This window comes from Bradyrhizobium sp. MI1.3 (genome assembly GCF_055811695.1).
The window spans coordinates 97,579-110,282 of the sequence record NZ_JBVVPQ010000014.1; the positions used below are offsets into that span (position 1 = coordinate 97,579).

Consider the following 12,704-nt stretch of genomic DNA (forward strand, 5'->3'; position numbering starts at 1 on the left):
AGTGAGGAGAGTCCGCCCGCCGCTGCGATCTACCGCCTCATCCCCACGCCAAGCTCAGCTGATATTGATCGAGAAGCCTGCCTCGGCGACGTCGCGCACGCCCATCTGACCGTGCTCTTTCACGCACTCCTGCGTTAGATCTGGCCTCCTTGCAGCATTAGGTCATGTTGCTCGAACGCAGTTGGTCATCCGCCCAAGTACGATCAACCAGGCCTCCCCCGGATGCACATAAGCGACGAGCTTCAGCTAGAGATGGTACTCCACACGCGCAGCCCGTTTCACGCCTGGCTTTCATGAGCACGTGTCCATCACACGGGTGCGGACTTTGTCAGGACCGTAGACATTCCGCAGCTGCGATCCAGCCGAGCCGTTTACACCATAAATGCGGCAGCAATCACTGCGGCGGCGGCTTTACGACAAAAGTCGTCACGGCAAGCGCGGTTCAGGCGTGAGTTGCACGAAGCCGAACGAGCAGCTCAATTCAAAAAGCGTTGGTCCTCGGCTTTTGCTCCACAACTCGGAGCACCGATATCCGTGTGCCCCCCAGCCCGATGCCATAGCCCAAGTTGGCGTGATCGAGTTCAGCTATCAGACGCCCCGTTAGCTTGATCACCCCGGCGTCGACGGGACCAAATGTCGACTATGCTGGGCGAACCGAAGAAGCCCGACGCATCTGCCGGGTCCGAGATGCGTCGGGCTGAGTGGGAGACTGAGTGCGACAGTCTTCCTCCCAGAGCCGCGTCTGCAACTAGCATGCCGTGCCCGCACTGCTAGCCCAGCGTCTCAAACCAAATATCGGCTCTCTACCGCACAGTTTGCTGAGGCGTACAGAGATGCTCGGCCCACGGCTAGTTCCTCAAGGCCTAACCAGTTGAGCTTGTTGCCCTTCCAAAAACTCCCACCATCACCTTTCGTCTCAACCAAAAATGAGGCAGAAGAAGCGGACAACGGGCCGCCGGCTCATCAACAACAGATATCTAGATGTTTGATAGATTGCAACGCGTGACTGGAATAATGGCCCCGAGCTCGCGCACGACCGGGGCAAGCGATCGAGATCTGAGCTTAGATTTCGCGAAAGGTGCGCTCATTGTCTTGGTAATCGTTGGGCACCTGATCCAGTATGTCATCTATCGAGACGGCGGCTTTTGGTATTCGCCGTACTACAAAGCAATCTATATGTTTCACATGCCACTCTTTATGGCGATAAGCGGCTATCTTTCTTCTCGATCGTTGCTGCAGAAGTCGTTCACTCAGGCCGCCATCGCCCGTGCGACGCAGCTCTTACTGCCCATGCTGTTTTGGTGGGCGCTCATGGAGACAGCTAAGTCAGCGGCATTGTGGCGCGCGACCAGCCTAACTACCGGACTTTTGGAATTTGTAGACGATCTTGCCGGCACATACTGGTTCATCTGGGCCACGTTTGTTTCTTACCTTCTCATCAAGATACTCACCAGGCTGAGCCACCGATCGTTGGTCATATCTGGCTCAGCGATACTGATTGCACTCGTTCCTCTGACGTTCTCCATATCACCCTTGATCAGGTTCACTTACCCGTTCTTCTGCTTGGGATTCTTGTTTGCTCAATCGAACGAACGATGGACGACTACATCGCGATCTCACAAGCCGCTCTTGATTTTATTTCTCTCGGTCTTGACTTGCGTATGTTTTGTAGCCTGGGGCAAGGACACTTATGTCTACAATAATCTTGGACTAATTCACGATTTTCGGTCGGCCAAAGACGTGCTTCTGATGTTTGTTGGCGCTGCAGCTGCCTCAGCAATCGCCATCGAACTCTTGCTGCAATGCTGGCGCTTTAGCCACTCAACCCGAATCGCCCGCTTTATAGCTATGGAGTTGGGCCAGACCACGCTGCTGCTCTACCTTGTCCAGGGTACCGTGTTCCGTCTAATGGATTTCATACAGCTCGGAGAACTTTGGGATCTCACGACCCAGTTGATCATCGCGGGTCTGCTCGGGGCGGCAATTGTTGCGATCGCGCTAGTGGTCCGCTCGACTGTTCGCGGCATTCCATATCTGTCTCAGCTCGTCCTTGGAATGCCACCGCGGTCAGGTCTCCCGCGAGCCAAACCCGCAATGAACTAGCTGTATGCATTTGATCGTCCGAGTACGGCAGGATGTTGCGATGGCATCGCCTTGTGCTGCCGCCGGAATAGCGTTCGAAGCCCGATCGGGCGGCGTCGGCGTCCACCGGCCGAGCCGGTCGGCATAGAGTAACGTAACATGCGAGTAACCATCGTCCATTTCGGCACCTTATGGCAAGGCACTCTCAACTCGTTCCGGAAGCCGACGACAACTCAGACTCCTAAAGAAGGCGTGAAGCTTCGGGCCGACGCCTGCCAATGGCCGGTATCCTTCGTCTTCAGATCGAGTGCACTGTGATGGCGCCGCTACGGCGAACGTTTGCAAAGCGCGGATCGCCGCGGAATGGTTCAATTGCCTGCTCTTGCATGGTTGCGAGCGCAGCAATGCGTCTGACCTGTCTTTCCACAGTTCCAGGTTAGCCTTGGCGGCGGCACAGGCCAGCGGATTTGCCGTGAACGAACTCGAGTGAAGGAATGTGCGTACGGTCTTTCGAGTAATGAGCATCGAAAATCCCTGGCCAGCACAGTGTCACAGCGAGCGGCAGCGCCCCTCCCGTGAGGCCCTTGAATAGCACGCTCTATCTGGCACAACATTGGCCTGCTCACAGGCGAGATTGTTCCGGTGCGGCTCCAGCCCGTCATGACCTCATCGGCAATGAACAGGACGTCCGACGCCTCGCAGATCCGCTTCATCTCACTTAGCACCCAAGTTGGGTACCTCAGCATTCCGCCTGCCTCAACACCAGGCTCGACAATAAGGGCTGCGCGATTTTCGTGCCGACATGCTGATTCAAGCACATCAAGCGTTGCCTGCTCACGACCGCTCGCAGGGAATGGCATTGAGGTCAGGTCGAACAGGAGCGGTCCGTACGCCGCGTTGAAGACACCGCGGGCACCAATCGACATCGCGCCGAACGTGTCGCCGTGATGGGAGTGCTTGACAACGATGCGTGTTCCCTGTTTGCCTCTATTGTGCCAATAGCCGAGTGCCATGTTCAAGGGCGACTTCAAGCGGCTGAGCCACTGTCCGAGTAGAACACATGGTCCAAGCCTTGGGTTATGAGTTTCAAAAGGAGCCGAGCGACCTCCTCGGCCGGATCATGCGTGTAGCCGGCGAAAATGACTCGCTTCAATTTGCCGGCCTATTCGTGAATCGCGCTCACGATCTGCGGATGGCAATGGCCGTGAGTGACGACCCCACCAGGATGCGACTGCATCTATGATTCGATGATCATCCGCAGTGTGGAGATAAGCACCGTCGCTACGCACAACCTTGGTCATCTCTTGTGAAGCGCATGCTGCGCGAATGGATGCCAGATGGGCCACCTGTTGTTTGGCTTCATGGCTGGAAGTCGCTGGAAATGAACGAGTCTTTGAAGACGACCGTAGGCTGTCTGCCGTCAGAGGAGAAATCCAGGGCAGCCGGCCTAACCAACGCACCCGCGCGATGTCACAAATTGCGCTTTCAGTTTCAGCATTTCTTTCCCCCGATAATGCGATCCCAAGAATGTCGATCTGGCGCTTTCGCAAGGCCTCAATCGGCAGCAGGGAGTGATTGATGGTCCCGAGTAGCGTGCGGGCGCGGAGCACGACGGGAAGCCGCCACCGCTCGAAGATGTCGATGTAGAGTGGGCTACGGTTCAGCGGCACCATCAGCCCGCCGGCGCCTTCGATGACGAGCGGTCGCTCCCCAGCCTGCGGCCCGATGAGCGAATCCGGGTCGATGCGAATTCCGTCTATCTCGGCCGAATGATGCGGGGAAGCGGGTATTTTAAGGCGGTAACGCTCCGGAACGATCCGATCGGCCGGAAGACCCCTCAGCCGTGCAACCAGCTGGCTATCGGTCTCCCCTTCAAAACGATTCTCGCCAACGATATAGGGCAGGATCTGCGAATTCGAAGGACTTCTCTCGCCTCGCACAGCCATCTCCCGATGCAAGAACGCGACCAGCTTCGTCAACCGTTCTTCGCTCCGGCTCCCCCTGCAGGATCAAGAGAGACTCCCGCACGGCCACCGCCATCAACAGCGACCGAGCGGTCGCGAAGATGAACGGGCGACAGCGATTGATCGTGCGCAGCACGCCTGTGGCAGTGACAAGCGCGCCGGAAGCTCCGAGCGCCTTACCGCAGGTATGAACAACGAGGAGATTCTCGCGTCCTTCATAGGCCGCCGTGAGCCCTCGCCCTTGCTCGCCGTAAACGCCCGTTGCATGAGCTTCGTCGACAACCATGAACGCGTCGTGCAGGTGCGCGATCCCGAGCAGGTCTCCAAGCGGTGCGACTTCGCCATCCATGCTGTAGAGGCTCTCGACTACGATCCAGACCCGCCAGGCTCCTGCGGCCGGGCGCCAGTCGCAAATTGCCGCTTTCGATAGCCTGCGGATTGTTATGGGCACTGATTCGAAACGTTGCTCGGCCCGTTCGCGCTCCTTCATGAATACTGGAGTGAACCGGCGAATCAAGGACGAGCAGGTCGTCTTGTTGCGACAGCCTTGTCAGCACAGCAACATACCCGCAATGACGGAATTCATTCATCACTCGCTGAGCAACGATGGACGCCGCAAAACTCCCAACTGGCCGGACAGGGTCTTCCCGCGTTGGCTTGTGGGTTCAAACTTGCAGGATGGGATTTTCTCGATCAGCCGGCACAATGCGCGGCCTGAAGATGCTCGCATCCTCCTCGTCAAGTGACGCGTATGCAACAATACTTATCTTATCTGCGGGCATCGCCAGTCGCGCCGCCGCACCGTTTACGTCTACGGTGCCGGACCCTTGTGGCGCTTCTGTCACAAACGTTGCAAAGAGTGTTCCCGTCTCGAGGTTGTACAGTTCGACGCGAACGTTAATCGGATACCGGCCGCGTCCAGCAGCGCACGATCAATCGAGATCGAGCCTTCATAGTGCAGGTCGGATTCAGTGACCGAGGTGCAATGAATCGTTCCCTTCAATCAGGACAATCTGCATTTCTTCACCTACGCTGATGGCTTGCGCGCGCCACGCCCATTGTTCTGGATGACTTAAGCGGTCAGGCATAATACCGAGCCGGGCTAGCACACTTGCATCCCCGTCAACTTGCGGATTTTGGTCGTCAGCAACACATCGCCGACAAAGATGGAATTCGCACCAGCCAAGAAGCATAGGGCCTGGAGTTCATCAGTCATGTACTCACGCCCGGCGGCCAACCGTATGACGCTGTTGGGCATCATGATCCGCGCGGTCGCCACCAGGCGCACCAGTGCAATCGGATCGGGACGCTCCGCCGTGAACCTCACCGGCACGCCATTCACCTTGTTCCAGAGCTTGATCCGGATGCTTTCCGGATAGTTCGGAAGATTGGCGAGCAGTAGCAGCATGCCGAGACGGTCCTCGGCGTCGTCACCGATGCCGAAAATTCCGCCGCAGCAGATTTTGATGCCCGCCTGGCGCACGGGCGTAAGAGTGTCGATTGGCTCTTGCAAGGTCCGGGTCGTGATGATGCTGCGGTAGAACTCAGGCGAGGTGTCCACGTTGTGATTGTAGAAATCGAGGCCGGCATCGGCGAGCCGTGCGGCGTGCTTTGGCGTGAGCATGCCGAGCATTACGCACGTCTCCATGCCAAAATCTTTAACGGCCGCAATCATATCGCAGACCTGATCGAGGTCGCGGTCCTTTGGATTGCGCCAGGCCGCGGCCACGCAGAAGCGGGTCGCCCCGGCGGCCTTGGCCCGTTGCGCGGCGGAGACCACGTCAGACCGATCCATCAAGCGAGCCGCCTTCAGTCCACTGGATACAAGCAACACCCACATGCGCAGCTCCGGAAACGCACTCTTGCCCGGTAATGAAGGAGAAATATCGCCGAGTTGCGCGGGCCATCGCGCGCATATCAGGCTAATAGCCGGCCCGCCTTCCAGGATTTGATCGCAGCATCGAGGCACGCGCAACAACGCTGCCCGACGCGCCTCACCCAGGTCACTAGCCGATGCGTACGTAGTTGCGCCCCGTAGGTCTTTTACTGATGCGAGGATTTGGCCGCCCGCAATGTGTACCGGATCGACCGATCCGCTCTAATTCGTCACCTGGCCGATTCCTCGCTGGCGTTGTTATGCGCGTCATATTGCGCACAATAGACGAGCCGATTCTGCGGCGTGCCTTGCCGCTTTGAGAAGCGCAGCGGCCTTTGGTGCGCAGAGTGGTGCCCGCGGGCCCTTGGCGGGCCTGTGGCCGCCTAGGCTCCAGCGCCACTGCGCTCTCGATTACGTGCCGCCGCTCGACTTGGCATCGATGCGGCCGGGTCCGTTAAGACATGGCACTCATCTGCGCAAACAGAATTGCCGCTTCAGACGGCCCCAGCCCGACGATGCCCACGAAGGCTGACGGAGGCATCGGAATGACCTGACGGGTCGGCCTCCAGAGATGCAGGCAATAGCGACTGTTGTTCACATACTGTGACTGAGGAGGATGCAGCTGCATCACGCATTCCTCCTGATGCCAAAACAGATCTTTGGCGAGACACATCTCCTCCCAATTTGGAGATCGCCGAGGCGTCGACACAGAGACATGCTCCCATCCCGGACGAACGAAGCCGATGATCTTGAGCTGGCAGCCACAAGGCCCCTGCACGAAGAAGAGACCGGAAGGACCAGATCCGGGTGCGGTGGCGAACCGGCCATCGCGCACGCGTCCCGCTTCGAGCCTTTCTACAATTTGCTTCCTCACACCTCCTCCCTCTTTTGACCGATAGGGTCGAATCCGGCACCACTCGTGTTGTCCGACTCATACATTGACCGGCCGCCGCGCCGGCATGGGCAATCCCAACTACTGCGGACCATCTGCACCAAACTTAGTTGGAAGACGAACATCGGCTTTGTCCGGATCGTCCAGCGGAGAGTTTCTCCTGCAGTTTATCTTTCGACATCTGAATCTTTCCTTGGATTTTCGCGTCATTCGTGCCTTCGTTGCGAACTTGCCTCATGCAGACAATCGGCACAGACATCTACGATGGTTGTCGCGGCAAGCCGGGCCTGCAGGAGCTGCTGCCGCCCCTTCGCCTAAACAAGTCCGCAAGGTATGGCGTTGGTGCTTGATGCCAGAACCGACTGAAATGCCTTAGATCAACAATGGCGGCGGAGGCCATTTGGCGCGGCATGATCCGGCGAACCGGCTAGTTTGGCACCAAACAGACGTCATCGGCTTCAGCACATGATGCAAAGCGACGCCAATGTATCGCCAGCTCGTCAACGAGAGGCTTTGCTCTTGCGACGATCTGACGGTGGGCTTTCATCTCAGTCCTTTTCATGTCGAGCGGTTAGCCGGTTACCGCCTGAGACACCGTCAATGCGTCATCTATGTGGCCGGTCACAATGGATCCACGGCCAGGGAACGCGTGACGAAGCTTCGCAGTTCAGCCCTAGAGGGCCTCGAGCTCCAACACGGCGAGACTTCGGTGGCCGCAGTCACAGTTCGCTCCGGTAGCGATCAGAACTGCCCGTCAAGCTCGCTTCTTTGCCGCCCCTCCGCGAGGCGAGCCAGCTTGTCATATTCCTCAGCGACCTTGAGGAGCCTGCATCTAGATGTGTCGTCCTCGATCGACTCCGCTTTTAGTCGGGTCGCTTCCGCACGGCCTCGCCAATGTTTGGCGTCTGAGAATAGATTTTTCTGCTTCATGCAAAAGAGGATGCAATGTTTAGATCAAGAAAATGCGACACGGGCCCTACGTAAGATCCCGTAGGCTGGCTTTCACTAAAGCACCTCATTTGCCGTTAGCGCTGTCACTCGCTTTGTTAATGTCCGACATGCGACAAGCCCGCTGGGCGAAACGTAAGCGCGGCGAGTAAGCTTCACTGCAATCCCTCGGTTGAGAAGGCCGATTGGAAGGGCCACGCGGCATGATGGACGAGATTTGGCTTCACCGGCCGTTCACGCAGAATTCTGCGCGAAATGCGCGGCTCTCGACATAAATGGCTTGAATCGGACGCAGCGTCAGATTGTAGGGTCTTCTTGCGGGCGAGCGTCCACGATCGCCTGCCGATGGCTTGGGAGCGACGGCTTGCAGACGGAACGCACTTGGCCTGTGCAGCAGACATTACGGGGTGAGGGCGCCAGCGCTACCTGTCCGAACTCGAGTCAGCTTGCGTGAGCAATGTCGCGATCCGATTTCAGTTCGAGATCCTGGCCAGGGAAGGGTCGACAGATGACGCGCCCTGGACAAGCAGTCTCACTCGACCGGCTCCGCTTCGAGCAGCACGTTCGCGCGGAGCACTCAGAGCCACCAAATCGAACGATGGCCACACTCGATGAGCTTCTCGCAACAATCAGGCACGCTTGCCGTTGTCAGGACGTGCGCGCATTCTCAGGTTCACTATTCGACGATTCCAAGCAACTCACGAGATCAAATCGCGCACGCTTCCTGCGAAAGGCCGCGACTGCGTTCAGGATCGCATTTGTTCCACGATTTGAGGAAGACATCCGCCTCAAGCTAGCATCGAAATACGCCACAATATGTGATGCGCTCAGCCGGCAGTCTGGCGGTCAGGCAGGTACCGATCTTTCCAAAGCTCTGGCGGCTCAGCTCTCCCGCCTTAGTGATGCACTGATGGAACAAGTCGACTTCACATCACTTTCGCTCTTTGCGTGTTCATTTGGCCGCCATCCTGCGTCTTCCGACTGCCGCGATGGCATGATCAGAATTGCTGAAGTTTGCCGCGACAAGAGCGAGCCGCTCCAGGACCTAACCGGCCAGCACCTATCATTGCTGATAAGCGGCTTTAGCAAGTGGCCGGATCAACCGGCGGTTCGTGAAGCCGCTCTCAGGATCGCGACTGAGATTTCTTGCCGTACGCGTTCGGATGATCGCCTCTCAGCGCTCACCCCGCGGCATCTATCATTGCTCGTGAACGGCGTCGGAAAATGGCTAGCAGAGGAACGCTTTCACACGGCGGTTGTGATCGTCGCAGATGAGCTTGTGCGCCGAAGCGATCGACTCTCCGATTTTACCCAGGAACAGCTGGCGAATCTGATCAGCGTCTTTAGCAAGCGGCCGGAAGATTCGAGTTGTCGCAAGGCAGCGATCGCGATCAGCAACGAACTTCTCCGCCGCTCCGATCAGCTCTCCGATTTCAGTCAGCAGCGCCTGGCTAAGCTCGTAAACGGATTCAGCAGGTGGCCGGGCGAGCTCGCGCCTCGGCAAGCCACCGCCAAGATTGCAGGAGAACTCGTTCGTCGCGGGCTTTCCGTCGATCACCATGAGTTGGCGAGTCTGGTAAACGGCTTCAGCAAATGGACGGCGGAGGTTGCCTGTCTCGCGGCGAGCGTCGCGATCGCGGATCAAGTCATCCGTCACGCTCGCGGTGCCGAGCGCCTCTCTTATTTTCGTTACCAGGAACTCGGGGTGCTGGTAAACGGTTTCAGCAAATGGCGGCAGGACCCGAGCTGCCGCCAAGCCACAATTGAAATTGCCGGTGAAGTGCTCGCCCGCTGTGACCGCGCCGACGGCGTCTCCTGCATTACTGAACAGGCACTGGCGAACCTCGTAAATGGGTTCAGCAAGTGGCCACAACAGCTGTCTCTTCGCGACGCGACGGCTGCGCTCGCCCGGGAGGTCGTTTACCGCGCCCGACGGGCCGGTCAGCTCTGTGATTTTACGCAGCAAGGACTGGCTATTCTGTTGAACGGCTTCAGCAAATGGCCAACGGAAGTTCCGCTGCGCGAAGCTAAGACTGCGATCGCGCACGAGGTCCTTTCTCGGGCCTGCCGTTCCGACCGGCTTTCTCATTTTACGCGTCGAGCACTGGCGATCCTCGCCAACGGCTTCAGCAAATGGCGACAAGAGGAGATCTCTCGCCATGCGACGGTAGCCATCGCGCAGGAGATTCTTCGCCGCACTTTCCAGGTTTGTGATTTTAGCGAGCAGGAGCTTGCTCAGCTCATGCGTGCGTTCAGTCACTGGCCGAAAGAGGTCACCTGTCGCGAAGTCGCCGTCGTAATCTCCCAGGAGGTCCTGCGCCGCCTCACCGGGACTGCGCGTTTCACCGAGCAAGAGTTCGCATACTTGGCGAATGGGTTAGCCAAGTGGCCCGAAGTGGCGATCTGTCATCGAGCCGCTGCGGCTATCGGCAATTGGACAGCGCTAGGTGACCGACGACGAACACCATGTCATGCGGCGTTTTGAAGCAAACGGAACACGGCTGCACACCGCTCGTAAGGCACGAAGGGCGGCGCTGCTCCAAAGGACGATAACTCAATGCAACATGACGCGAGCAAGCGGCGCGACCAACGGCACCACACTTTTAGGCGCGAGGTGATCGAGATAGGCGACGAGATGGGCTCGCAAGCTCTTCAGCGGAGCGGATTTCAGGTCGTACTTTCGGCCATCAAAGGCAATGATCCACGCGTAGTGAGTAGCGAGGTTTTGACGGGCGGCACTATGTCGAATGGTACATTGAACGGCCGCGGCAGATCTCTGCAGGTGCTCGGCGCTCTGCGTTCAACGGATTTTCCAGAAGAGAACGGAGGCGCGTCATCGCCGCCGCTCTCGGCAGAGATGCATCAAGTGTTCGCTCACGCCGCAGCCCTTTCGGGCGGATTGCTCCGGAGCCCGCGTACATCGTGTTTTTCAGGACGGCAACAGCGCCTCCAGAGTGCAGTGGCTTCTGCAGCTTTGGATGCCAAGCAGTCGTTCAACAGACGACCACGTAGCGCGAGCTCAAACCACAAGGAACTCTCTAATTATGCTCTGCCAGAAATGTCACGGAGATAACTGGTGCGAGATCGCAATGCACGACCCCTGGGCCGGCCGACCAGTGATCACCTGCAACATTTGCGGCGAGTATGCCGAGTACGACAGCCTCCAGCGCAAAACGGCTCACGCGATCATGGCAGCTACCTTGGCCTGTAGCGTGAGCATAGAGGACCAGCGCGATCCCCGGATGGTTGCTGATAGGATCTTGGATGCACTGGAGAATGCCGGCTTAACAGTCGCTCGCGCCTCAAGATGAATGGGGAGGAGCGCCGGATCGGCGCCTACGAGGCCCTGCCCGGCGATCCGAGAGCATGGGCTGCGCCGCTCGTTCCAACAGCCGTTTGATTGCCGGCAGACTTTCCGCCTTTTCCGTGGCCGCTCTGGAGTTGCACGCGCCCATAGCAACTGTTGGAGACCAGCCACGATTGTAGCAAACGCACCAATTCGGACTTAAACCGCGATGCTCTGAACGGGACCAGGGCTGAGCACCGCTTGGGCGCCGTCTTCCAACGCATGACGGCCCCCACATGGATCGAACCCGCAATCATCGTTGACCTGACGCGGCCTGCACCTGACGGCGCCTTTCGAGGTCCATCGTCCAAGTTGTCTGGAACGGCAAAGTCACTGCTCAGTGCCTTGACGGGAATTGCACTCATTACCAGAATAACCGCTGCCGATGGATCTCGTTTCCCATTCTGCCCAGCGGCGCCAGCCCCGAGAAATCCCGGGAAACAGCCCCATCCAGACAGTGTAGCGGGAGAGCTCGGCCGGATAGACGAGGCGCCAATTCGCACAGATGCCACAGAGCATCCTCGCCATGGACGCTTGATTCGGCCGGCGAGCGCGCTCCTATTCCATGGACCTTACAAGAACTTCATTGACACGCGTTATCGCTCATTGCCACGACCAGCAGCCTCACTGCCGCGGCGTGGCTATGCCGGCACACTTGAGCAGACCCTGGCTGCGCAATTCCGCGGAGGACGAATAGCGAAAGCCAGCCGCTTTGGCGCAGCGCCTCCCGCCCTCCTCCCGTCGCGGCTGGCTCCTGGCGTGACATATTCCCGCGATAACCCCCGCAGGGGATTGAATCGTACGTAGCGTCAGATTGTAGAGTGCCCCTGCTAGTTGGCTCCAATCTTCAGTCGCCCTAGAATTCCTGTGGGCAAAAGCGGAGCAAGCCGATCGCGTGTCATGAGAGGTGTTCTGCCAAAGCGGCTGAGGATCGCGCTGAGTGCGAAGGACGCTGTTCCTGTTCTGTCTACGCAAATTGCCAGGTCGCATGAGGTCACGATTGCCCAGATGTAAGAAGGACCAATCCAGCATTGGAGACTTCGAAATACGGTTGCGAGCGCCAAGTGCCAACGAGCCGCCGCGAGACTGATGCGCTATCCTGGAGCGGTGATGTGAGAAGACCCGATGGATCCAACACGGTGTTGCTCGTCGACCATTGTGAGGGCCAATGTCGGGCAATTGTTGGCTTCAAGAATGGCGATCCTGGAAGAGCGTATATGTGCGGGGAACCAATTGTGACGGGACTGCGCCAAAAACCGTCATCATGGTGCGCTTATCACCATGTCCGAATGCACGTCATGCCATGGTCGGACGGACGCGCCCGTCCTTAAACGAAAAGCAGACTAGATGACAACGAGTAGTCCGGGACGAGCGCGCGGCATGGTAAGCGGCTGATTGCGGCAGCAAGAGAGCTGCCGCTAGCTCCGCGAGCTGGGCCTGCTCGAGATGCAGGCCTGACGATTGCCCCAGGGCCGAACGCGATGCAGGCAACGAGCCCCTCAACACCCGACGAACGAGCATTGGAAACCTCATGTGATCGCCTTGGAACGGCAATGATGTGGAAGTTTAGACACGCGAGCGATCGAAGATTGATCT

At 58.2% G+C, this 12,704-nt stretch carries 4 protein-coding genes and 4 pseudogenes; 2 read left to right on the top strand and 6 right to left on the bottom strand.

The features are described 5' to 3' along the window. Positions 1-981: 981 nt before the first annotated feature. The gene (gene nolL / locus AC0L3A_RS13130) at positions 982-2,103 is read left to right on the top strand and encodes a nodulation factor fucose acetyltransferase NolL (protein WP_456766022.1); all 1,122 of its coding nucleotides are present in this window, start codon (positions 982-984) and stop codon (positions 2,101-2,103) included. 219 nt (positions 2,104-2,322) lie between these two features. Here the strand turns inward: nolL and AC0L3A_RS13135 are convergent. From AC0L3A_RS13135 to AC0L3A_RS13160, 6 genes and pseudogenes are all read right to left on the bottom strand, one after another. After that, positions 2,323-3,445 (bottom strand): annotated as a pseudogene (locus AC0L3A_RS13135) (aminotransferase class III-fold pyridoxal phosphate-dependent enzyme); the annotation flags it as partial. Further along, a pseudogene (gene bioD / locus AC0L3A_RS13140) lies at positions 3,442-3,947 on the bottom strand (ATP-dependent dethiobiotin synthetase BioD); the annotation flags it as partial. The pseudogenes AC0L3A_RS13135 and bioD, both read right to left, overlap by 4 nt. 7 nt (positions 3,948-3,954) lie before the next feature. Further along, entirely contained in the window at positions 3,955-4,536 is a 582-nt protein-coding gene (locus AC0L3A_RS13145; protein ID WP_445818636.1) for an aminotransferase class I/II-fold pyridoxal phosphate-dependent enzyme, read from the bottom strand. A 175-nt stretch (positions 4,537-4,711) separates the two neighbouring features. After that, positions 4,712-5,049: pseudogene (locus tag AC0L3A_RS13150) on the bottom strand (aspartate 1-decarboxylase). Further along, positions 5,015-5,865: pseudogene (bioB, locus tag AC0L3A_RS13155) on the bottom strand (biotin synthase BioB); the annotation flags it as partial. The pseudogenes AC0L3A_RS13150 and bioB, both read right to left, overlap by 35 nt. Before the next feature lie 511 nt (positions 5,866-6,376). Further along, positions 6,377-6,796: a DUF7694 domain-containing protein gene (locus AC0L3A_RS13160; RefSeq protein ID WP_094183635.1), complete on the bottom strand. Its 420-nt coding sequence runs from the start codon at positions 6,794-6,796 to the stop codon at positions 6,377-6,379. 1,564 nt (positions 6,797-8,360) lie between these two features. Here AC0L3A_RS13160 and AC0L3A_RS13165 point away from each other — a divergent pair. Beyond that, positions 8,361-10,247, top strand: a complete 1,887-nt coding sequence (locus AC0L3A_RS13165) for a hypothetical protein (protein ID WP_473254500.1) — start codon at positions 8,361-8,363, stop codon at positions 10,245-10,247. Positions 10,248-12,704 lie beyond the last annotated feature (2,457 nt).